This window comes from Coprococcus sp. RTP21204st1_G4_RTP21204_210225, from assembly GCF_040915385.1.
GTDB lineage: Bacteria > Bacillota > Clostridia > Lachnospirales > Lachnospiraceae > Allocoprococcus > Allocoprococcus comes.
Map to the genome: position 1 here is coordinate 22768 of NZ_JBCPDP010000009.1, position 22177 is coordinate 44944.

The following is a 22177-nucleotide window of genomic DNA, read 5'->3' on the forward strand; positions in this document are numbered from 1 at the left end:
TCGTTGATGAGAACAAAGTCGTATCCGTCATTATTTTCAGAGAGCCTGTGGATGGTGTGAACAGGTAATAACCGGATAAGGATATCCTCTCTAAGAAGCGGGTCCAAAGCAGAAAAAGTATCTGCAAGTAGACTTTGCCGGGATCCACCGTTATATGGATAGCATATGTTGGTATGTGAAGTGCCGCAGATTATTATCTGTGGAATTAGGGTGGTAACGCGGATTTTATTCGTCCCTTTTCAGATTGATTCTGGAAAGGGACTTTTTTGTTGCTGTGTATACAAAAAAATCCTGTGAATTTTGTTATCGAAAGATTAGAAGAACAGTTTTGCGTGGACGAAAAGAAAAAGGAGGAAACTGTAATGAAAGCATTACAAAAAGCAAGCAAATTTTTATCAGACTATACATCATTGGTGGTAATCGCTATTGCAGTAGTCACATTCTTTGTACCGGCAATGATGGGATGGGTAAATAACCCATTGTTCGTTGATCCGGTATCCAACAAGTTCACCTGTCAGTCGATCATCATCGGAATCATCATGTTCAGCATGGGACTGACACTGACAACCGAAGATTTTAAGATTCTGGCACAGAGACCTTTTGATATCTGTATCGGCGCAATCGCGCAGTATCTGATCATGCCATTTCTTGCATTTGCACTGACGAAAGTACTTCAGCTTCCGGATGGAATTGCACTTGGTCTGATCCTTGTAGGCTGTTGTCCGGGTGGTGTATCCTCCAATATCATGTCTTATCTGTGTGGCGGAGATGTGGCATTTTCCGTAGGAATGACTACGGTATCCACAATCATTTCACCGGTTATGACACCGCTTATGGTTTCACTTCTTGCAAGCGGAACGCATATTACGATCAAAGGACTTCCGATGTTTGTATCTATTGTTGAGACCGTTATTGTTCCGGTAGCTTTTGGATTTTTACTGAATTATCTGTTTGGAAAGAAAAAAACATTTACAGAGCTTCAGAAAGTGATGCCTGGAGTTGCAGTACTTGGACTTGCATGTGTAGTTGGCGGAGTGGTTTCTTCGCAGGGAGACAAATTCTTTGAATCAGGAGTTGTAATTTTTGTGGCAGTATTTCTTCATAATGGACTTGGATATCTGCTGGGATACGGCGCAGGAAGACTGACTGGTATGAATACTGCAAAGAAGAGAACAATCTCCATCGAAGTTGGAATGCAGAACGCCGGACTTGCTACCAACCTTGCAACCACAACGGCACAGTTTGCGGTGGCACCGGAATCCGCAATTATCTGTGCTGTATCCTGTACATGGCATTCTATTTCAGGAACACTTCTCGCAGGATTATTTGCAGCATATGATAAGAGAAAAGCAGGAAAGCCTGCAAATAAAAAGCAGGCTGCAGAAAATGTAGCATAAAATACAGAAATAATTTCGGAATGGTCATCATAAAATATCAGGAATAACTTACAGGGCGTAAGAAGATATGGAAGATCAGAAACTGGAAAATCTTTTAAATCTGGCACTTGGAGCGACGGAAGAAGAAAGAGAAAAATCATTGAACCTGGATGTCGGGTATCATCCGATTGACAGGGAATGGGAATTGATTATTAAATATTCGGGCAATCTGGATCAGGTAAGAGCCCTGGCAATCCAGGTGGTTGAACTTCAGAATGAGTACGCGATCATTCGGATCAGCCAGTCCAGGATTGATTTACTTTCAGATATTCCTGAGGTAGAATATATAGAGAAACCGAAACGTTTATTTTTTCAAATAGCAAATGGGAAGCGGGTATCCTGTATCAATGAGGTGCAGGATACCCGCTTTCTTGATCTGCGTGGACAGGGTGTCCTTGTGGCGATAATTGATTCGGGGATTGATTATGCGAATGAAGATTTTCGGAATGCAGATGGAACGACGAGAATACGGGTGATGTGGGATCAGTCATTAAGACCGAATGCGGATGAAGAGAAGAATCCACCAAAAGGGTATCGGATGGGAGTGGAATTTACCAAGGAGCAGATTAACAGGGCACTTGAGACTGACTCGTCAGAGGAAAGGAGAAGAATGGTACCAAGTCAGGATATATCCGGTCATGGGACTGCAGTTGCAGGGATTGCTGCCGGAAATGGGCGAGGAAGCGGAAATCTGTATGCCGGTGTGGCACCGGAGAGTGAGCTGATTGTGGTAAAAATGGGGTCGCCTATGCCAGACGGATTTCCACGGACGACAGAACTGATGCAGGCGATGGATTATGTGGTGAGGAAAGCACTGGAATTTCGGATGCCGGTGGCGATCAATCTGAGTTTTGGAAATACATATGGTTCTCATGACGGCAGGAGTCTGGTAGAACGGTATATTGATGATCTGTCGAATTTCTGGAAGAGTGTGATCTGTGTGGGGACCGGAAATGAAGCAGCAAGTGCCGGGCATACTTCTGGAGTGCTGCAGAAAAGAAAAGAAGAAAGAATACAGCTCGCAGTACAGGCAGATGAACCAACATTGAATATTCAGATCTGGAAAGCGTATACGGACGAAGTGGAAATTTCATTTGTATCTCCTGCGGGGACGCGGATCGGTCCAATACAATCTGTTCTCGGTTCGCAGAGATTCCGGATCGGGGAAACGGAGATTTTATTATATTATGGAAAACCGAGCCCGTATAATGTCGCGCAGGAGATTTATATTGATATGATTCCGGTGACAGATTATATTACGTCGGGAGTCTGGCAGATCATTTTGAATCCGACAAGGGTTGTGGAAGGGCAGTATGATCTGTGGTTGCCAAGTGAGAATGTATTGAACCGGGGGACAGGATTTTTGTATCCGGATGAAGAAGTGACCTTAACGATTCCTTCGACTGCAGATAAAGTGATATCGGTTGGGGCGTATGATGCGCTTACTTTTTCCTATGCATCTTTTTCAGGAAGAGGATATACCTGGCAGGATGAAAGGACGAAACCGGATCTTGTGGCACCGGGAGTGAACGTAAGGACGACAGCAGTTGGCGGAGGGGTGACAGTGGTGAGTGGAACTTCTTTCGCAACGCCGTTTGTGACAGGAGCATCGGCACTTTTGATGGAATGGGGGATCGTAAGAGGAAATGATCCGTTTTTGTATGGGGAGAAGGTGAAGGCGTATCTCCGGCGCGGGGCGAGAGAGTTGCCGGGATTTGGAAAGTATCCGAACCGTGAGGTGGGATATGGACGACTCTGTTTGGAGAGAAGCCTGCCAGATTAAAATGTTATATTTATAATAACACCTCGAAAAACAACCTGAAAACATATCTTTATTCAGTTGTTAACCTTAAATTTGTTCAGTTAATAGGTAAAAAGAAAAATTATGCAACATGCACAACTCAAAACTGTATATGCACAAAAATAGGACGATTTGTAAAAAATGCTTTACGCTGATAGAGTGATAGAGTATAGTGAGTTTAAACAAATTAATATTTTGAAGAAAGAAGGCAAAATGGATGGTCAGTTAAAAGTAGCAGCTGTTCAAGTTACAGTCGAACAAAATAATATTAAGAAAAATGTGGAAAACGTTGAGAAAATGGCAATGAGTCAACAAAATCGATGGAGTTGACCAGAGATTCGAAAAAACCAAAAATAAATTAACAAGTAAGGAGACAATGCATGTCAGAACAGGAAAAGAACACTGAACAAGGTGTTCACAAGCGCCGCACAAGGTACAAGGGGAAATATCCACGAAAATTTGAAGAAAAATACAAAGAATTACAGCCGGAGAAATATCAGGACATGATTGCCCATGTCATTCAGAAAGGAAATACACCTGCTGGAATGCACATTTCGATCATGGTGCAGGAAATTCTTGACTTCTTGAAGATCCAGCCGGGAGAGGTGGGATTTGATGCAACGCTTGGCTATGGTGGACATACAAAAGCGATGCTGAAATGTCTGGAAGGAAAGGGGCACATTTACGCGACAGATGTAGATCCGGAAGAATCTGCAAAGACAAAAAAACGTCTGGAAGAACAGGGATTTGGGGAGGATATTTTAACAATCCGTCTTCAAAACTTTTGTACTATCGATGAGATTGCAAAAGAAGTTGGGGGATTTGATTTTATTTTGGCTGATCTGGGTGTGTCTTCCATGCAGATTGACAACCCGAAGAGAGGATTTTCTTTCAAAGTGGACGGACCTCTGGATCTGCGACTGAATCAGGAAAAAGGGATCAGTGCAGCCGAGAGACTGGATACAATTTCAAGAGAAGAACTTGCCGGGATGTTATATGAAAATTCGGATGAGCCGTACTGTGAAGAACTGGCAAAGGCAATCACCGAAGAAATCCGGAAAGGACACCGGATTGATACTACGACAAAGCTACGTCAGGTGATCGAACAGACCTTGTCTTTCCTTCCGGAAAATAAGGAGAAAAAAGATATCATCAGGAAGACCTGTCAGCGGACTTTCCAGGCACTTCGAATTGACGTGAATCATGAATTTGAAGTACTCTATGAATTTATGGAAAAACTGCCGGGCACTTTGAAACCGGGGGGAAGAGTAGCAATTCTGACATTCCATTCAGGAGAAGACAAACTGGTGAAGAAAGCTTTAAAAGCAGGATATCGCGAGGGAGTTTATTCCGAATATGCCAAAGATGTAGTCCGACCTTCGGCAGAAGAGTGTGCACAGAATGGGCGTGCAAGATCTACGAAGATGCGCTGGGCTGTGAAGGCGGAGTAAAAGTAAGTGTAGGCTGATTAGAATATTGACAAAACAAAAATCAAGGATCATAATGCGGTGCAGGAAGAAAAGTTTTTGAATGTGTTAAAATCCAGAATGGTAGATGGGATCATTTATGTCAGTTCGGATTATGCGACCAGTAACAAGCTACTTGCAGATTTATCAATCCCAGTTGTATTTATTGATCGTAAGATTGAAAAGAGTGGTAATATGGGAAGTGTGCAGATTAATAATTATCAGGCTATGAAGGAAGTCGCTGAGTATATCAGTAAAAAAGGATGCAATGGATCGGATTGAAAATATTCTTGGATTTAAGAGATTTGAGCGTCACGTTGGATAAAAAAAGAAGAGTAGAAAGATGCTGCAAAGTTATCAAAACAGATAACAGAGCGGCATCTTTTGTTATTTGAAAAATGATTAAAATATATAACAGAAAATTATAAGCCGATTTGTACTTTAGTCTACAAATTCAGATGCCGGCGTGATATACTGTATGGAAAAGTTATGAAATATCTGGTATCAAAACGGAAGCAAGGAGGAAAGAAAAAGTATGAACAATTTTTTGCCACAGAAGAGGGGAATGCAGGTTGTCTGGATCATAGTGGGCTGTCTGATCTACGCAGTTGGTCTGAATGTATTTATTATCCCTATGAATTTATACAGTGGGGGAGCAGTCGGTCTTGCACAGCTGTTAAGTTATGGAGCAGGACAGATCGGGATTAAGGAAATTGCAGGTCTGAACCTGTATGGTATCATTTATTTACTGCTCAACATTCCGATTTTATTTATTGCATGGTTTAAAATCGGAAAGACATTTTTTATAAATACAATCCTTGGAACGGTAGGAATCAGTTTATTTACTTCAATCGTACCAACTCCGGCAACAGCATTGATCGCTGATCCGGTCATTGGAATCATCATCGGTGGTGTTGTAACCGGAGCCGGAATCGGAATCATGCTGACGGCAAAAGGAAGCGGTGGTGGAATCGAGGTTATCGGTATCTGGATGGCGAAAAAATATGCGGGAATGTCCGTTGGAAAACTGGGAACCATCTTCAATCTGATACTGTATGCCATTTATCTTTTAGTTTTTGATATCTCAACGGTGATTTATTCGGTCGTCTACCTGTTCTTCTACACGGTAACTCTGGACAGGATGCATTTTCAGAACATCAATGTGAGAATGCTGATTTTCACGAAGAAGAAGGGAATCGCAGAGGCAATCATGAAAGAAACCGGACGTGGTGTTACGCAGTGGAATGGTGAAGGTGCATTTACGAGTGAACACAATTATGTTCTGGTGACGATCGTGAATAAATTTGAAGTAGAAGATATCCTGAACATGGTGTATTTACTGGATCCGGAAGCATTTACTACGGTAGATGAAGGGGTTAAGGTGTACGGAAACTTCCAGAAGAGAGTTTAGGAGAGTCAGGAATAAATGTATAAAATACTGATTGTTGAAGACGATAACACGATCGCAGAGCGGCTGGCATCGCATTTGAAAAAGTGGAATTATAAGACAGTATGTGTACGTGATTTCAAAAATGTAATGGAAGAATTTAAAAAGACAGATCCACAGCTTGTAATCCTGGATATTGGGCTTCCGTTTTACAATGGATTCTACTGGTGCCAGGAGATCCGAAAGCTGTCCAATGTGCCGATCCTCTTTCTGTCATCGATGAATGACAACATGAATATCGTGATGGCAATGAACATGGGCGGAGATGAGTTTATCGAGAAGCCGTTTGATCTGAATGTAGTGACAGCAAAGGTGCAGGCGGTGCTTAGAAGAGCATATGCACTTCAGGGAACGGCAAATATCATTGAGCATGGAGAAATGCTACTGAATCTGGGAGATGCATCACTTACAATAGCCGGGCAGAAGATTGAACTCACCAAGAATGAGTTCAAGATCTGTCAGATGTTTTTTGAGAGCGCAGGAAAATTTGTGACCAGAGATGCGATCATGACCAGACTCTGGGAAAGTGACGAATTCATCGATGATAATACACTTACAGTAAATGTGGCGAGACTTCGGAAAAAGCTGGAGGAAGCCGGAATGCATGATGTGATCCGGACCAAGAAAGGAATCGGGTACATGCTGGTATGACAGAGATTTTAAGGGCATTTTGGAAAGAAAAAAGACCGGAGAGAATAGCGGTTCTTGTTTCGGGCATTCTCTTTGCAGTCATCTTCTGGATCTATGAAATTCCGGTGGAGATTGCAGGATATGCGTTCCTTCTGGTGATTTTATGGAATGTGATCTGGTTTACACTTGTTTTCATACGATATGAAAAAAGACAAAGAATACTGGAAGAAAATCAGGGAAAAATCCGGACAGAGGCAGGAGGATTTCCGGAGGCAGAAAGCCGGGAAAGCGAAATGTACCAGGAATTGATCCGGCAGCTTTACGAAGAGAAAAAAGAGCTGGAATCCTCTGTGCAGATTGAAAAACAGGAGCTGTCTGATTATTACAGCATGTGGGTTCATCAGATCAAGACTCCAATTGCAGCACTCGGTGTCCTGATCCAGAGCGGGGAAGAACTGGAAGAAGTACAGGAAAGCCCGAAAGCACAGGAACTTACCCGAAGCATGAAAATGGAGGTGTTCCGGATTGAACAATATGTGGATATGGTACTCACCTATCTCAGAATGGGTTCCGCAACCTCCGATTACGCCTTCCGGATCTGCAGCCTGGAAGAAATCGTCCGCCAGGCAGTCCGCAAATATTCCCAGATGTTCATCATGACCAGAACAAGACTTCACCTTGAAATCCAGGATCAGAAGATCCTGACCGATGAAAAGTGGCTGACCTTCGTCATCGAACAAATTCTCTCCAATGCAGTTAAATACGCAAGAGGCGGAGAAATATCAATCTACACAGAAGACAAAACTCTGGTAATTGCTGACGATGGAATCGGAATCGCCGAAGAGGACCTCCCAAGAATCTTCGAAAAAGGCTTTACCGGTTACAATGGAAGAGCAAATAAAAAGTCCACTGGAATAGGATTATATCTCTGTAAGACAATCATAGATCGTCTCCATCATACTATCTGGATTGAATCAAAACCAGAAAAAGGAACAAAAGTATACTTAAATTTTGACCGTGAACATCGGCGGATAGAGTAAAAAATTCAATCGGTGAAAGATTTAGAAAACCTTCAACAACGGAATCAAACTATAATTTACTTTTTGGCAGGGATCGACCAATCGAAAATGCTCATCCATTTGAACTACACAGCCGCCAGAAAAAATAAATATGGAAAATTCCATGTTTGTGCAATGGAGATGAAACACAGGAATCATGGAGGCCATTGCCGAACATGATTCCCGTCCTAAGTGGTTCATCGGAATGGTTTGCACAAAGGAATTTGGAATATTTATTTTTTCTGGCGGCGTCTCTTTCACCAAAATGAGTCTTTTCCAACCCGATCCTTACAAAAATGTAAGAAACCCCACACAAATTGTCATTTACTTCGATGGAAGGAAATCCCTTACTTTTTTATAATGACTTTATCAAATAAAAAAGAAGGGCAGGTCATAAAAACCATGGCATTACTTGACGTAAAGAACGTAAAAAAGATATACACAACCCGTTTCGGAGGAAACCAGGTAGAGGCGCTGCATAACGTCAGCTTTTCCGTAGAAGCAGGCGAATATGTAGCAATTATGGGAGAAAGCGGAAGCGGCAAAACTACACTTCTGAATATCCTGGCGGCACTTGATAAGCCGACTGGTGGAAAGGTTTACTTAAAAGGGAATGATCTCGGCAAGATCCGGGAAAAAGAGATGGCAGCATTCCGGCGGCAGAATCTTGGATTCGTCTTTCAGGATTTCAACCTTTTGGATACACTGACCCTGAAGGATAATATTTTCCTTCCGCTGGTCCTGTCTGGAAAGAAATACACGGAAATGGAGAGCCGGATCGCGCCGATCGCAGAGCAGCTGGGGATCAGTAAGCTTCTGAACAAATATCCATATGAAGTATCCGGTGGGCAGAAGCAGAGAGCAGCCGTTGCACGTGCTCTAATCACACAACCGCAGCTGATCCTTGCCGATGAACCGACCGGTGCGCTGGATTCCAGATCGACGGATGAACTTCTGGGACTCTTTAATGCGATCAACGATAACGGGCAGACGATTGTCATGGTAACGCACAGTGTCAAAGCAGCGAGCACGGCAAAGAGAGTCCTCTTCATCAAGGATGGGGAAGTTTTCCATCAGCTTTACCGTGGCAATCTGACCAGTGACGAGATGTACCAGAAGATCACTGATACCTTGACGGTTCTCACAACAGGAGGTGAGCACCGTGAATAGATCGATTTACACAAAGCTTGCCATTTCCAATCTGAAAAATAACCGGAAGTCATATATTCCCTATGTATTGACGGCCATTTTAACGGTGATGATGTATTATATGATGGCAAATCTGGCGGCAAATTCGCCAATGAACCAGGAAGCATTACAGATCATTTTAAGTCTGAGTGTTCATGTAATTGAAATATTTGCACTGATCTTTCTATTTTACACCAACAGTTTTCTGATCAAAAGAAGGAAAAGAGAAATCGGAGTGTATCACATTCTCGGAATGGGGAAACCGCAGCTTGCGAAAATGCTGGTGATTGAGACGGTTGTAACCGGTGCGGTCAGTATTCTGGGTGGAATCTTTTTCGGAACTGCGCTTGCAAAGCTGATGTATGCACTTCTGAAAAGAATGATTCATTATGACGATAAACTGGCATTTCGGATGTCATGGGAGATTGCCGGAAATACCGTTCTCTTTTTCACGCTGATCTTTGCATTGACTCTGATCTATAATCTTTTGCAGATCCGGCTTGCCAATCCGATCGAGCTTTTGCATGCGGGGAGTCAGGGCGAGCGGGAGCCGAAAACCAAATGGCTTCTGACTGTGGCTGGCATCATTTTCCTTGGGATCGGTTATTACATTGCGATTACGACAAAAGAACCACTTAAGGCGCTTCAACTTTTCTTTGTCGCAGTAATCTGTGTCATTATCGGAACCTATGCACTTTTTACAGCAGGGAGTATAGCTTTTTTAAAGCTGCTTCGGAAAAACAAAAATTTCTATTATAAAACAAAGCATTTTATATCCGTATCCGGCATGCTTTACCGGATGAAACAGAATGCAGTCGGGCTGTCAAATATCTGTGTGCTCAGTACTATGGTTCTGGTGACCATTTCGTCTACCGTATCTTTGTACATCGGAAAGGAGGATGTCTTAAGAACAAGGTATCCACAGGAAGTGTATATTACAAATTCAGTATCTGATGATGCGGAAAATCAGAAGCTGCACGACATGGTGGAAAAGATCTGCCGAGATAATCAGGTAGAGATCACAGATGAGAAGAGCTGGCATCTGGCAGAGCTTGTTAAGATAAAAAACGGAGAAGAATATACCTCTGCGATGATAAAGGATTATTCGTCATTCGATGTGGTGTTTTTTGATGTGATTAGGTTGGCAGATTATAATCAGCTGACCGGCGAAAGGTTGGAGCTTGGGGATAAGGAAGCCATTCTTTTTACAAATGGGGAAAATTATGGAAAGGATACGATCCGGATTGATGAGGAAACATGGATGGTTAAGAAGGAACTGGATACTGCACCTTTTGGAAAGAAGAGTGATTCTAATACAGAAAATGTATATTATATGATCGTCAGTGATGAAAAAGAGTTTATGAAAGATTATCTGGAAAAATACCAGCTCGAGGCAGAGGACAAACCGGTAAAATGGAGGGAGTCATTCAATTTAAGGGGCAGCGAAGATCAGAAGCTGAAAGCTGTCAAAGAGCTGAAAGCACAGGCAGAAAGTGAATTTGAAAATACTGGTGTACAGGGAAGATATCTTGAAAAAGAGACTTTCTTTGGTCTGTATGGCGGTGTGTTTTTTATTGGGATGTATCTTGGAAGCCTGTTCCTGATGGCAACGGTGCTGATCATTTATTACAAACAGATTTCCGAAGGCTTTGATGACAGAGAACGCTATCAGATCATGCAGAAGGTAGGGATGAGCAAACGCGAGGTCAAAAGTTCGATACGCAGCCAGATCCTGATGGTATTCTTCTTGCCGCTTGTGATGGCGATCATTCATATTGCAGTTGCATTTCCGGTGATCACAAAGCTTTTAGCCGTATTTTATCTGAAAAATACAAAGCTGTTCTTCGGATGCACTGCCGGTACAGTGGGAATCTTTGCCGTCTTTTATGTGATCGTATTTGTGATAACAGCAAAAGAATATTATAAAATCGTTGAATAGAAGAAAAAGACAAAAAGGTGACGAAAGTCATCTTTTTGTCGTATATAGAGGTATTTCTTGCTAAGAACGACCGTTCTGTAGTAGAATACAGATAGACTAATTGAAAAGGATTGCGAGAGTGCAAAGCACGTAGCAATCTGGTATCAAAAGGGTTAAAATACCTTTTGACCTCAACATCATTGAAAAGATAAAATTACAGAAAGCAAGGGACGTATAAATGATAGAAAAAGGGCTGGTATATGGAAGATTTCAGATTCTGCATCTCAAACATGTGGAATATATTCTGGCGGCAAAGATGCGCTGCAAAAGGCTTTATATAGGAATCACTATGTCGGATGATCTGCACGTATCAGGGGGTGAGGAAGACAATTACCGGGTAAGACGGAGCGCTAATCCTCTGACTTATATTGAGCGTTATGAGATGCTTCGTGATACGTTGCTCAGTTTCGGAGTGCCAAGAGAAGAGTTTGAGATCATCCCATTTCCGATTGACAGAGTGGAATATCTGGGGCAGTATCTGCCGGAGGGGGCGGTCTGCTTTATGAGTATCTGTGATGAATGGACTGCGAACAATGAGAAACGTTTTGAGAAGCTTGGAATTCCGGTGGAAGTTCTCTGGAGAAGGACCAAAGAGGAAAAAGGGGTATCAGGTTCCCAGATCCGGCAGAGGATCCTGGCAGATGAAAAGTGGGATGATCTGGTGCCAAAGACCGTTTTTGAGTATGTTCTTTCGCACGGAATTGACGACAGAATCAAGTTTTCAAAATAAAGGAGAAGCTGAAAATGCAGGATTGGGAAAGATTTGGAGAAGAAATCAGACGAACCGTGCAGGATGCTGTAGACTCGCAGGATTACCGGAAGCTGAACCAGACGATCACAGATACGATCAACCGGGCAGTGAACGGTGCAGTAAATGGCGCGGAACAGGGCATGCGTTCTTTTGGAAATGCGTTTGATCAGGCAACGAGAAATATGGGAAGAGGTCCGGGAGGACCGCGTGGAAGATATGGACAGATGGGCGGGGCTGACAGATGGGGAAGAACGCCTGGAGGAGGTGTACCTCCGTTTGGAACTTACAGGTGGAGCGGAACGGATGGAAATGGAAGAGCATGGAATCCGGATATGCAGGACTATAAGGCGGAATCACAGGGCAGCAGCCGGTATGGATACAGCAATGCACAGCAGTCACCTGTCTTGTATGGATCGACGACGGGAACAAAGGCAGGCGGAATTGTCATGATCGCAGCAGGCGGAAGCATAGCACTTATATTTCTGATTCTGTTCCTTGCATCTTGTATTGCTTCTTTGCCGGAAAGTCCGGGGGCTTTATGGATCATGCGAGCGGTATTTGGACTGTTTACGGCAGCAAGTGGCATGATCACAGGATGGGGCATTAAGCTTCTGAAACAGGTTGGAAGATTCAAGAACTACAGCCGCAGGATTGCAGGCAGAGAGTATTGCAATATTTCGGAGATCGGAAGCAATTCCGGAAAATCCATAAAATTTGTGACAAAGGATCTGGAAAGAATGATTTCTAAAGGCTGGTTCCGTCAGGGGCACATGGATGGTGAGAAGAAATGCCTGATCCTGTCAAACCGTGCTTATGAAGAATATTTACAGATCGAAACCCGCAGACAGCAGTCGAAAGCGGAAGAGCCGGTAAAGAAAGAAGAGAAGACACAGGAAAATACAAAAGAAAAAGAAGCAAAGAATGAAAAGCTGGCACCGGAGGTGCAGAAGATCATTGACCAGGGGGATGCTTTTATCAGAAAGATCCACGAGTGTAATGAAGCCATTCCGGGAGAAGAGATTTCCGCAAAGATCAGCCGGATGGAGATGCTGGTAGACCGGATCTTCGACCGGGTGGAAGAAAATCCACAGTCAGTTTCGGATATCCGTAAGTTGATGGAATATTATCTTCCAACGACGATCAAGCTTCTGGAAGCATATGAACAGCTTGACAGACAGCCGGTTGATGGAGAAAATATCCAGACTGCAAAACGTGAGATTGAGGCAACGCTCGATACTTTAAATACGGCGTTTGAGAAGCTTTTGGATGACCTGTTTCAGGATACCATGTGGGATGTCTCATCGGATATTTCCGTATTGAATACCATGCTTGCACAGGAAGGTCTGAAAGAGGACGGAATGAAAAAATAAAGTCGCAGGAGGAAGAAGAGTATGAACGATTTTGAAGAATTTAATGTGACACCGGAGCTGACGCTGGATCCATTCCAGGAAGAAAAAAAAGAGACTCCGCAGATTTATCAGGAGACAGAACCGGAAACACCGGAGATCGTCCTGACACCGGAAGAAAAGAATATGGTCAGTGCATTTGCAGAAAAAATTGATCTCGCCAATTCGAACATGATTCTTCAGTACGGAGCCGGAACCCAGAAGAAGATCGCAGATTTTTCAGAAAAAGCACTGGAAAATGTAAAAACAAAAGATCTTGGAGAGGTTGGCACACTGTTAAGTGATGTGGTGACAGAACTGAAAGGATTTGATGAGGAAGAGGAAAAAGGATTCCTCGGAATTTTCAAAAAAGGCGGAAACAAGATCCAGGCAATGAAAGCCAAATATGCAAAAGCAGAAACCAATGTAAACAATATTGTCAAAGCACTGGAATCTCACGAAGTGCAGCTTATGAAAGACATTGCGCTTCTGGACAAGATGTATGAAGTGAACCTGACATATTATAAAGAATTGGCCATGTATGTGCTTGCCGGAAAGCAGAAGCTTGCCGAGACAAGAAACGGCGAGCTACAGGAACTGAAGAATAAAGCGATGGCAAGTGGACTTGCCGAGGATGCACAGGCAGCAAAAGATCTGGATTCCAGATGTGAACGTTTTGAGAAAAAACTGCATGATCTGGAACTGACCAAGACAATCGCCATGCAGACCGCACCACAGATCCGTCTGGTACAGGGAAACGACACAATGATGGCAGAAAAAATCCAGTCTACACTCGTCAATACGATCCCACTCTGGAAAAGTCAGATGGTACTCGCCCTTGGTGTAGAACATTCCGCACAGGCAGCCGCAGCCCAGAGAGAGGTCAACGATATGACCAATGAACTCCTGCGCAAGAACGCAGAAAAGCTGAAGATTGCTACTGTAGAGACTGCCAAAGAATCCGAGCGTGGAATCGTAGATATTGAAACCTTAAAAGCAACCAATGAATCGCTGATCGCAACTTTCGATGAAGTCATGCAGATTCAACAGGAAGGCCGCCAGAAACGTCAGCAGGCAGAGGTGGAAATGCAGCGCATCGAAGCTGAACTGAAAGCGAAGCTGTTACAGGTTCAGGGGTAAGCATTTGGTGGATGACATACAGGCCGGAACAAGTAGATTCTGTTTTTTTATGAGGAGAAAGCGGCGAAGAGTCCGTAGGTAAAAAGGCAGCCGGTAATTTTGGATACCGGACTGATTCGCTGAATAATCTTGATGATTATTCGGCTCAGCAGTCCTCTGGATTTCGTGTATGAAACACGAAACCAGATCCAAATTACCGGCTGCCTTTTTACAACGGACTCTAATCGCCGCTTTCTAACATAAAAAAACAGAATTTACTTGTCCCTGCCTTGCTGTATTCCACGGGGGGACGCCTGGAGGCTGCCCCCGTTATGGGGTGGGTGCGAGTGGAGGAGATGACAGGCGGTAGGAATAATAGGATACTTGGTGAGGAGCTTCTTAAAATTAAAAGTTTGCCAGCGCACAGACATAAAGAGCTCCGTTTTCTGTGATTAGAAACGGTGCTAGAGTCCGTTAGAAAAAATGCACCAGTAATTCGGATCTGGTTTCGTGCTACAAGCACGAAATCCAGAGGGCTGCTGAGTGGAATAATCATCAGGATTATTCCGCGAATCAGCCCGGTATCCAAATTACTGGTGCATTTTTTCTCTACGGACTCTTCACCATTTCTACCCACAGAAAACGGAGTCCTTTATGTCGTCCCTTTTGTACATTTATTCAATAACAGTTCCGGTTTTACCCTTCAGAGCATCTTTCAGAGTATCAAAAGAAGTAATCAGAGCACTTCTTCCCTCTTTCTTTTCTATGAATCCTACGGATGCCTGGAATTTTGGAAGCATATTGTAGATTCCGAAGTGTCCTTCATCCATGTACTGCTTAGCCTGTTCTACGGAGATAGTATCGAGTTCTTCTTCATCTTCTTTTCCGTGGTTTAAGCATACCTTTTCTACACTGGTCAGGATGATGAGTTCATCAGCATCAATCTGTTCAGCAAGCTTGCCGGCAGTAAGATCTTTTTCGATGACTCCGCTGGCACCTTTGAGATGATTGTTCTGCTGGAGTACCGGGATTCCGCCACCACCGCAGGCGATTACAATATGTCCTGCATCGGTAAGGGTGCGGATGGCATCAACTTCTACGATATCAACCGGGTTTGGAGAAGCAACGACACGGCGGAAGCCCTGACCAGGAACTTCTACTACATAATTGCCCTTTTTACGTTCAGCGGCAGCGTCTTCTGCGCTCATGATACGTCCGACAATCTTGGTTGGTGTATAGAATGCTTCGTCATATGGATCAACAGTTACCTGTGTGATAACGGTGCATACGCTGCGATAGATGCCGCGTCCGATCAGTTCTTCGCGAATCGCATTCTGCAGGTCGTATCCGATGTAACCCTGCGACATAGCAGAGCAGACTGACATCGGAGAAGCGGTATAATCCGGATGATTGGTGCTGAATTCGTTCATAGCAGTATGGATCATACCAACCTGAGGTCCATTACTGTGTGTGATTACTACCTGGTATCCTTCTTCAACAAGATCTGCAATGGAAACTGCAGTTTTTTTAACGGCAACCTTCTGCTCCGGAAGTGTGGTTCCGAGTGCGCGGTGTCCTAATGCAACAACAACTTTTTTCTTCATATTACATCCCTCTGTTTCTCAGAATTTGAATTGTCTGCCTATGAAAAACATATAACGCAGACAACAGCGATAAAAAATATATAAAAATTATAGTATTTTTTTATGGAAATTGCAATCATTAGTTGGCAAAAATGCACAGTATAAAAAGGAATTACTGGTGGGCAGAAGCTAAATGGCACAAGGACGGGGATTTTTAGAAAACATGCTGACAACAAGGGGAGATGTTCATATAATATAATAAGAAGTCCGATGGATGGTGCAGTATGAAAGAGGAACGGATTCGATTTTGCGGATTAAAAGAGCGTGAGGTCATCAACATATGTGACTGCAAGCGGCTCGGGTTTGTTGCAGATCTGCAGATCAATATCTGTTCAGGGTGTGTGGAGGCATTAATCGTACCGGGACCGGGAAGAATCTGTGGATTTCTTGGGTATGATGCGGAGTATATTATTCCGTTTGAGTGTATTCGCAGGATTGGAGAGGATATTATTCTTGTGGAAATTAAAGAGGACAAATGTCTGAAGCCGTGTAAATAAGAATAGTAAAAGAGGAAGAAGAGTACAGACTGCTCAGTGAAATAAATGAGAACAAGTAAAAAGACAAAGGAGAGAAGAAAAATGACAGCATTTTTTAAAGAAATCGAGCCATTCCGGGGAAACGGAAACGAAAATGAAAAGGGACAGACGCTGGAAGAATTTCTGGAAGAGTATGATCCTTATAAATATAAGAATCCTTGTGTGACAACCGATGCAGTTATATTCTCCTGCAAAAGAAAGGTAGTGGACGGAGAATGGAAAGTTCTGATGGTGAAAAGGCGGAATCATCCGAGCATTGGCTGGTGGGCGCTGCCGGGTGGGTTTATTGAACTTCATGAGAATCTGGAAGATACGGCAAGAAGAGAACTGACCGAAGAGACCGGCGTGGCGGATCTTCCGATGGAGCAGTTTGCAGTCTATGGGAATGCGACCCGTGATCCGAGGGCACGGATTATTACATCGGCATATCTTTCGGTTGTGGATGAAGGGCAGGTAAAGGTGCAGGCTGGTGACGATGCGGCGGATGCAAAGTGGATGCAGCTTCATTGTCAGACAGAATCGGTGAAGGAGGATGGAGATTGGAAGAGAACCATTTATCGACTGGCATTGGAAAATAAAGAAGCAGAGCTTACAATTTCGGCGATCGTTGAAAAAAAGGAAAGAAGTGGACTGGTAAGAGAGACTTATTATAAGGTAAAAGAATCGGACCGGATCGCCTGTGACCATGCGGCACTGATCGTACAGGCATGGAAGCTGGTGGAAAGCCGGCTTATATAGCCTTTTGATAAAGTGTGAATTTGTTGACAACCCTGTATACAGGATTTATACTATAGACATTAAAAATGTGCGTGATTCGGCAGTAGAATCAATCAAGAACCAGGCAGGAGGAAAAAAGATGAAGTGCCCATATTGTGGTAACATTGATACAAGAGTCATCGACTCAAGACCGGCAGATGACGGAACGACAATCAGAAGGAGAAGATCCTGTGATGCGTGCAACAAGCGTTTTACAACCTATGAGAAGGTGGAGACCATACCGCTGATCGTGATCAAGAAGGACAACAACCGCGAGCAGTATGACCGTACTAAGCTGGAAGGCGGAGTACTCCGGGCGTGCTATAAACGTCCGGTAGCGGCAGCAGATATTCAGGCAACGATCGACTCGATCGAGACAGCGATTTTCAGCCGGGAAGAGAAAGAAATTCCGAGCAGCCAGATCGGTGAGATTGTTATGGAAAGCCTGAAAAAGCTGGATCCGGTTGCTTATGTACGTTTTGCATCGGTATACAGGGAATTTAAAGACGTGAATACCTTCATGGATGAACTGAAGAAAATATTAGAATAAAAGGGGAAAGACAAATGGAACGGAAAAAGACAGTATTGCTCTGCGTGACCGGCGGTATCGCGGCGTACAAGATTGCAACACTGGCAAGTATGCTGGTAAAGACAGGATACGATGTGAAAGTTGTGATGACACAGAATGCAACGAATTTTATCAATCCGCTGGTATTTGAGACGCTGACACAGCATAAGTGCCTGATCGATACATTTGACCGCAATTTTGAGTACAGTGTGGAGCATGTGACACTGGCAAAATGGGCAGATATTGTGATGATCGCACCTGCCACGGCAAATGTGATCGGCAAGCTGGCACACGGGATTGCAGATGATATGCTGACTACGACTGTGATGGCATGTGCCGAATGTAAGAAGATCCTTGCACCGGCGATGAATACAAGAATGTATGAGAATCCGGTCGTACAGGATAATTTAAAACTTCTGGAGCATTATGGATATGAAGTGATCCAGCCGGCAAGTGGACATCTGGCATGCGGAGATAACGGAGCCGGGAAGATGCCGGAAGCGGAGACTTTGTATGAATATATTTACCGGGATACTGCTTATGAGAAAGATCTGACCGGAAAGAAAATTCTTGTCACAGCAGGACCGACAAGAGAAGCAATCGACCCGGTGCGCTACATTACGAATCACTCATCCGGTAAGATGGGATATGCTCTTGCACGCGTTGCTGTGGCAAGAGGAGCGGATGTTACGCTTGTCACCGGACCGACAGAGATCAAAAAGCCGATGTTTGTGAAGATTGTTCCGGTCACGACTGCAAAGGAAATGTTCGAGGCGGTAAAGGAAGAGGCAGCAGATGCAGACATTGTGTGTAAAGCAGCAGCGGTTGCAGATTACCGGCCAAAGCATATTGCGGATGAAAAGGTGAAAAAATCGGACAGTGAGATGAGTCTGGAACTGGAAAAGACAGACGATATTCTGAAATATCTCGGAGAGCACAGAAAAGACGGACAGTTCCTGTGTGGATTTTCGATGGAAACCGAGAATATGGTTGAAAATTCCAGAAAGAAGCTTGAAAAGAAGAAGCTGGATATGATCGCGGCAAATAATCTTAAAGTTGCCGGAGCAGGATTTCAGGGCGATACAAATCAGATGACGCTGATCACGAAGGAAGATGAGACTGCACTTCCAATGATCAGCAAGGAAGAGACAGCAGCTTGTATTCTTGACAAGATTCTGGAGTGTATGAATAAATAAAAAAGCCAAAATGTATTGTATCTCGTAAAGAGAATAGTAACAGGAGGAAAAGAAAAATGAATCAAGGCAATGAACGTACTACATCCATGTCCAAAACAAAAGGACTCGTACAGATGGCAATCTTCGCAGCACTTATTGTAGTGCTGGCATTCACCCCGTTTATCGGATATATCCCATTGGGATTTACAAGGGCGACGATCATCCATATCCCGGTGATCATGGGATCGCTGATGCTTGGACCGAAGAAGGGCGCAGCGCTTGGAGGCGTGTTTGGTTTTACAAGTTTTATCAATAATACGATAAATCCGACATTGACATCATTCGTATTTACCCCATTTTACAGTTTGGGTGAATACAGTGGAGGGATCGGAAGTCTGATCATCTGTTTTGTGCCACGTATTTTGATCGGTGTAGTACCGTTTTATGTTTACCGTCTGGTTAAGAAGCTTTCAAAGAATAATGGAGTATCCTCTGTTGGACTGATTGCGGCAGGACTTTCCGGAGCACTGACCAATACGCTTCTTGTCATGAATCTTATTTTTGTATTTTTCAGAAATGATTATGCGGCAGCCAATGGTATTACCGTAAAGGCGGTATATGGATTTATTCTGAGCATTATCGGAATCAATGGGATTCCGGAGGCGATCGTAGCGGCGGTGATCACGCTGGTACTTGGGAAAACACTGATGAAAAAAGGGGTACAGGAAAGATTAGGAGTGTAAAAAATGATACTTGCGATTGATATAGGAAATACAAATATTGTACTTGGATGTGTGGATGACAACAAAACCTATTTTATCGAAAGACTTTCCACGATCAAGACAAAGATGGAACTGGAATATGCGATTGATATTAAGATGGTTCTGGATATTCACGGAATCAAACCGGAGAAGCTGGAAGGAGCGATCATCAGCTCGGTAGTTCCGCAGATTACATATGTCGTAAAAGAGGCGGCAGAAAAGATTCTGAAAAAAGAGACACTGGTCATCGGACCTGGCGTGAAGAACGGACTCAATATCCTGATGGATAATCCGGCACAGCTCGGAAGTGATCTGGTGGCAAATGCAGTTGCCGGAATTGCAGAATACAAAGCACCGATGATGATTTTCGATCTGGGAACGGCGACAACAGTCAGTGTGATCGATGAAAAGAAAAATTATATCGGAGGCATGATCTATCCGGGAGTGAATATTTCACTGAACGCCCTGACGGAAAATGCATCCCAGCTTCAGGGAATCGGTCTGGAAGCACCGAAGCGGATTGTCGGAAAGAATACGATCGAATGTATGAAGAGTGGTGTTCTCTATTCCAGTGCAGCGGCAATTGATGGAATTATTGACCGGATTGAGGAAGCGATTGGACAGCCGATGACTGCAATCGCAACAGGTGGACTTTCCAAGAAGATTGTTCCGTACTGCAAGAGAGAGGTCATACTGGATGACGATCTGCTCCTGAAAGGACTTCTGATCATTTACCGGAAAAACAGATAACAGAAAGGTGACAGGGACGAGGACTTATAAAGTTTTCGCCCCTTTTATAAAAGGATGAATACTTACCGGATAACAGTTGCCTATGATGGAACGGCGTATCGTGGATGGCAGAGACAGGAGAATACGGAACTTACTGTACAGGGAATTCTGGAACGGCGGATTTCAGAAATTGCAGGGAAAAAGACGGTGGTCAGTGGTTCAGGAAGAACGGATAGTGGTGTACATGCGTTAGGGCAGGAGTGCAGTCTGTATCTGGAACAAGAAATTGATATGGACAGTTTTAAGAAGCAGTTAAATGCACTTCTCCCGGAAGATATCAGAGTGCTGGATATCAGCAGAGAAAAACGGGATTTTCATGCAAGAAAGAGTGCGGTCGGGAAATGCTATGAGTATCAGATTGATCTGCGTGACAAGATGGAAGTATTTCATCGGAAATACCGGTTTCATTTTCCACATCCGGTCGATATCGCTGCGATGGAAAAAGCAGCAGAGTATCTGATGGGAACCCACGATTTTTCCGCCTTTACGGATTTGAAAGAGGACAAAGATACGGTACGGACGATTTATGCGGTCGGGATCGTGTATGAAAAGGATACACTTACGTTATCGTGGATCGGAGATGGATTTTTATATCATATGGTCCGGATACTTACCGGAACGCTTCTGGATGTGGGAATCGGGAAAATAAAAGCGGAAGAGATACCGGAGATTCTGAAAGCGAAAGACCGAAAGAAATCTGGTTTTCCGGCACCGGCGAAGGGTCTGTTTTTAGGCCGTGTTTTTTATACAGAAGCGGAGCTTAAAAAAGCGGTACAGAAGATCAGCGAAAAATAAAAACCAAAGAAATGGAGGAAAGAGAAGAGATGAAGTTTATTTCATGGAATGTAAATGGAATCCGTGCATGTGTGCAGAAAGGATTTATGGATTTTTTTAAAGATGCAGATGCGGATATTTTCTGTCTGCAGGAGACAAAGATGCAGGAAGGGCAGCTTGTACTTGATCTGCCGGAATATCACCAGTACTGGAACTCGGCTGTGAAAAAAGGATACTCAGGGACTGCAATTTTTACAAAGAAAGAGCCGTTATCGGTTACTTACGGACTTGGGATAGAAGAACATGATCAGGAAGGGCGCGTGATCACACTGGAATTTGAGGATTTTTATTTTATTACCGTGTATACACCGAACTCCCAGAGCGAACTGGCAAGACTTGACTACCGTATGACCTGGGAAGATGCGTTTCTTGCTTATCTTAAAAAGCTGGAAGAGACAAAACCGGTGATCTTCTGTGGAGATTTGAATGTGGCACACAAAGAAATTGATCTGAAGAATCCAAAGACCAACCGGAAGAATGCCGGATTTACAGATGAAGAGCGAGCAAAATTCTCAGCACTTCTGGATGCTGGATTCATTGATACTTACCGCTATTTCTATCCGGATAAAGAAGGAATTTATTCCTGGTGGTCCTACCGGTTTAAGGCAAGAGAAAAGAATGCAGGTTGGCGTATCGATTACTTCTGTACATCAAAAGCACTGGAAAGCAGATTGGAAGATGCGAAGATTCTGACAAATGTATTTGGGTCTGACCACTGTCCGGTGGAACTGGATTTTAAGTAGGGGTGAGATCGATAAGCTGCGACATCAAATTGTAAAAAAATAAACTGATCAGATTCACTTTTGTGCGATGGAATCTGATCAGTTTATTTTTTTGAAATTTTTTGTTCAGGGAT

22 protein-coding genes and 1 other annotated feature (1 of these 23 cut by a window edge) are annotated in these 22177 nt (G+C 43.6%); of the genes, 21 read left to right on the forward strand and 1 reads right to left on the reverse strand.

Annotation, left to right across the window (positions count from 1 at the left end; translation table 11 throughout):
• Positions 1 to 240, forward strand: a binding site (T-box leader) (it extends 6 nt beyond the left edge of the window).
• Positions 241 to 362: 122 nt separating this feature from the next.
• From AB5213_RS09985 to AB5213_RS10045, 13 genes are all read left to right on the forward strand, one after another.
• On the forward strand, positions 363 to 1397 hold the full coding sequence (locus AB5213_RS09985) for a bile acid:sodium symporter family protein (protein ID WP_008369831.1): 1035 nt from the start codon (positions 363 to 365) through the stop codon (positions 1395 to 1397).
• Between the two features lie 67 nt (positions 1398 to 1464).
• Positions 1465 to 3219, forward strand: coding sequence for a S8 family peptidase (locus AB5213_RS09990; RefSeq protein ID WP_368276644.1), 1755 nt, complete (start codon positions 1465 to 1467; stop codon positions 3217 to 3219).
• 159 nt (positions 3220 to 3378) lie between these two features.
• Positions 3379 to 3567: a hypothetical protein gene (locus tag AB5213_RS09995; protein ID WP_173685791.1), complete on the forward strand. Its 189-nt coding sequence runs from the start codon at positions 3379 to 3381 to the stop codon at positions 3565 to 3567.
• 50 nt (positions 3568 to 3617) lie between these two features.
• Positions 3618 to 4688 carry a 16S rRNA (cytosine(1402)-N(4))-methyltransferase RsmH gene (rsmH, locus tag AB5213_RS10000; protein ID WP_055156036.1) on the forward strand — a complete coding sequence of 357 codons (1071 nt, stop codon included), beginning with the start codon at positions 3618 to 3620 and terminating at the stop codon, positions 4686 to 4688.
• Between the two features lie 75 nt (positions 4689 to 4763).
• A complete protein-coding gene (locus tag AB5213_RS10005) occupies positions 4764 to 4985 on the forward strand; it encodes a LacI family transcriptional regulator (RefSeq protein WP_055156037.1) in 222 nt (73 codons plus the stop codon).
• 253 nt (positions 4986 to 5238) lie between these two features.
• The gene (locus AB5213_RS10010; protein WP_368276645.1) at positions 5239 to 6114 is read left to right on the forward strand and encodes a YitT family protein; all 876 of its coding nucleotides are present in this window, start codon (positions 5239 to 5241) and stop codon (positions 6112 to 6114) included.
• A 15-nt stretch (positions 6115 to 6129) separates the two neighbouring features.
• Positions 6130 to 6801, forward strand: coding sequence for a response regulator transcription factor (locus AB5213_RS10015; RefSeq protein WP_173700016.1), 672 nt, complete (start codon positions 6130 to 6132; stop codon positions 6799 to 6801).
• The gene (locus AB5213_RS10020; protein WP_173692577.1) at positions 6798 to 7820 is read left to right on the forward strand and encodes a HAMP domain-containing sensor histidine kinase; all 1023 of its coding nucleotides are present in this window, start codon (positions 6798 to 6800) and stop codon (positions 7818 to 7820) included. Before AB5213_RS10015 ends, AB5213_RS10020 begins: the two co-directional genes overlap by 4 nt.
• 420 nt (positions 7821 to 8240) lie before the next feature.
• A complete protein-coding gene (locus tag AB5213_RS10025; protein ID WP_195367959.1) occupies positions 8241 to 9008 on the forward strand; it encodes an ABC transporter ATP-binding protein in 768 nt (255 codons plus the stop codon).
• Complete coding sequence (locus AB5213_RS10030) at positions 9001 to 10965, forward strand: FtsX-like permease family protein (RefSeq protein WP_368276646.1); 1965 nt, start codon at positions 9001 to 9003, stop codon at positions 10963 to 10965. The genes AB5213_RS10025 and AB5213_RS10030 overlap by 8 nt, the downstream gene beginning before the upstream one ends.
• 217 nt (positions 10966 to 11182) lie before the next feature.
• Positions 11183 to 11734 carry a nicotinate-nucleotide adenylyltransferase gene (locus AB5213_RS10035; protein WP_195255642.1) on the forward strand — a complete coding sequence of 184 codons (552 nt, stop codon included), beginning with the start codon at positions 11183 to 11185 and terminating at the stop codon, positions 11732 to 11734.
• A 14-nt stretch (positions 11735 to 11748) separates the two neighbouring features.
• Entirely contained in the window at positions 11749 to 13125 is a 1377-nt protein-coding gene (locus AB5213_RS10040) for a 5-bromo-4-chloroindolyl phosphate hydrolysis family protein (RefSeq protein ID WP_070098903.1), read from the forward strand.
• A 21-nt stretch (positions 13126 to 13146) separates the two neighbouring features.
• The gene (locus tag AB5213_RS10045) at positions 13147 to 14280 is read left to right on the forward strand and encodes a toxic anion resistance protein (RefSeq protein ID WP_022220821.1); all 1134 of its coding nucleotides are present in this window, start codon (positions 13147 to 13149) and stop codon (positions 14278 to 14280) included.
• Between the two features lie 653 nt (positions 14281 to 14933).
• Here AB5213_RS10045 and arcC read toward each other — a convergent pair.
• Positions 14934 to 15863, reverse strand: a complete 930-nt coding sequence (gene arcC / locus AB5213_RS10050; protein ID WP_215633596.1) for a carbamate kinase — start codon at positions 15861 to 15863, stop codon at positions 14934 to 14936.
• A gap of 278 nt (positions 15864 to 16141) precedes the next feature.
• On the opposite strand from arcC, the gene AB5213_RS10055 reads away from it, so the two are divergent.
• The 8 genes from AB5213_RS10055 (at position 16142) to AB5213_RS10090 (ending at position 22064) form a co-directional block, all read left to right on the forward strand.
• Positions 16142 to 16399: a PRC-barrel domain-containing protein gene (locus AB5213_RS10055; protein WP_055156107.1), complete on the forward strand. Its 258-nt coding sequence runs from the start codon at positions 16142 to 16144 to the stop codon at positions 16397 to 16399.
• An 81-nt stretch (positions 16400 to 16480) separates the two neighbouring features.
• On the forward strand, positions 16481 to 17176 hold the full coding sequence (locus AB5213_RS10060) for an NUDIX hydrolase (RefSeq protein ID WP_211133753.1): 696 nt from the start codon (positions 16481 to 16483) through the stop codon (positions 17174 to 17176).
• Positions 17177 to 17294: 118 nt separating this feature from the next.
• Positions 17295 to 17744, forward strand: a complete 450-nt coding sequence (nrdR, locus tag AB5213_RS10065) for a transcriptional regulator NrdR (protein WP_022220817.1) — start codon at positions 17295 to 17297, stop codon at positions 17742 to 17744.
• Between the two features lie 14 nt (positions 17745 to 17758).
• Positions 17759 to 18958 (forward strand): bifunctional phosphopantothenoylcysteine decarboxylase/phosphopantothenate--cysteine ligase CoaBC, encoded by a 1200-nt coding sequence (coaBC, locus tag AB5213_RS10070; RefSeq protein WP_008371456.1) that lies wholly within the window; start codon positions 17759 to 17761, stop codon positions 18956 to 18958.
• A 56-nt stretch (positions 18959 to 19014) separates the two neighbouring features.
• Positions 19015 to 19680: an ECF transporter S component gene (locus AB5213_RS10075; protein WP_173700001.1), complete on the forward strand. Its 666-nt coding sequence runs from the start codon at positions 19015 to 19017 to the stop codon at positions 19678 to 19680.
• A 3-nt stretch (positions 19681 to 19683) separates the two neighbouring features.
• Entirely contained in the window at positions 19684 to 20448 is a 765-nt protein-coding gene (locus AB5213_RS10080) for a type III pantothenate kinase (RefSeq protein ID WP_008371460.1), read from the forward strand.
• Between the two features lie 54 nt (positions 20449 to 20502).
• Positions 20503 to 21282 (forward strand): tRNA pseudouridine(38-40) synthase TruA, encoded by a 780-nt coding sequence (truA, locus tag AB5213_RS10085; protein ID WP_055247643.1) that lies wholly within the window; start codon positions 20503 to 20505, stop codon positions 21280 to 21282.
• 29 nt (positions 21283 to 21311) lie between these two features.
• The gene (locus AB5213_RS10090) at positions 21312 to 22064 is read left to right on the forward strand and encodes an exodeoxyribonuclease III (protein ID WP_055247736.1); all 753 of its coding nucleotides are present in this window, start codon (positions 21312 to 21314) and stop codon (positions 22062 to 22064) included.
• Positions 22065 to 22177 lie beyond the last annotated feature (113 nt).

Excerpts from the sequence above, each read along its gene's own strand:
- AB5213_RS09985 (WP_008369831.1), top strand. The coding sequence starts at position 363 with ATGAAAGCATTACAAAAAGCAAGCAAATTTTTATCAGACTATACATCA.
- AB5213_RS09990 (WP_368276644.1), top strand. The coding sequence starts at position 1,465 with ATGGAAGATCAGAAACTGGAAAATCTTTTAAATCTGGCACTTGGAGCG.
- AB5213_RS09995 (WP_173685791.1), top strand. The coding sequence starts at position 3,379 with ATGCTTTACGCTGATAGAGTGATAGAGTATAGTGAGTTTAAACAAATT.
- rsmH (WP_055156036.1), top strand. The coding sequence starts at position 3,618 with ATGTCAGAACAGGAAAAGAACACTGAACAAGGTGTTCACAAGCGCCGC.
- AB5213_RS10010 (WP_368276645.1), top strand. The coding sequence starts at position 5,239 with ATGAACAATTTTTTGCCACAGAAGAGGGGAATGCAGGTTGTCTGGATC.
- AB5213_RS10015 (WP_173700016.1), top strand. The coding sequence starts at position 6,130 with ATGTATAAAATACTGATTGTTGAAGACGATAACACGATCGCAGAGCGG.
- AB5213_RS10020 (WP_173692577.1), top strand. The coding sequence starts at position 6,798 with ATGACAGAGATTTTAAGGGCATTTTGGAAAGAAAAAAGACCGGAGAGA.
- AB5213_RS10025 (WP_195367959.1), top strand. The coding sequence starts at position 8,241 with ATGGCATTACTTGACGTAAAGAACGTAAAAAAGATATACACAACCCGT.
- AB5213_RS10035 (WP_195255642.1), top strand. The coding sequence starts at position 11,183 with ATGATAGAAAAAGGGCTGGTATATGGAAGATTTCAGATTCTGCATCTC.
- AB5213_RS10040 (WP_070098903.1), top strand. The coding sequence starts at position 11,749 with ATGCAGGATTGGGAAAGATTTGGAGAAGAAATCAGACGAACCGTGCAG.
- AB5213_RS10045 (WP_022220821.1), top strand. The coding sequence starts at position 13,147 with ATGAACGATTTTGAAGAATTTAATGTGACACCGGAGCTGACGCTGGAT.
- arcC (WP_215633596.1), bottom strand. The coding sequence starts at position 15,863 with ATGAAGAAAAAAGTTGTTGTTGCATTAGGACACCGCGCACTCGGAACC.
- AB5213_RS10060 (WP_211133753.1), top strand. The coding sequence starts at position 16,481 with ATGACAGCATTTTTTAAAGAAATCGAGCCATTCCGGGGAAACGGAAAC.
- nrdR (WP_022220817.1), top strand. The coding sequence starts at position 17,295 with ATGAAGTGCCCATATTGTGGTAACATTGATACAAGAGTCATCGACTCA.
- coaBC (WP_008371456.1), top strand. The coding sequence starts at position 17,759 with ATGGAACGGAAAAAGACAGTATTGCTCTGCGTGACCGGCGGTATCGCG.
- AB5213_RS10075 (WP_173700001.1), top strand. The coding sequence starts at position 19,015 with ATGAATCAAGGCAATGAACGTACTACATCCATGTCCAAAACAAAAGGA.
- AB5213_RS10080 (WP_008371460.1), top strand. The coding sequence starts at position 19,684 with ATGATACTTGCGATTGATATAGGAAATACAAATATTGTACTTGGATGT.
- truA (WP_055247643.1), top strand. The coding sequence starts at position 20,503 with ATGAATACTTACCGGATAACAGTTGCCTATGATGGAACGGCGTATCGT.
- AB5213_RS10090 (WP_055247736.1), top strand. The coding sequence starts at position 21,312 with ATGAAGTTTATTTCATGGAATGTAAATGGAATCCGTGCATGTGTGCAG.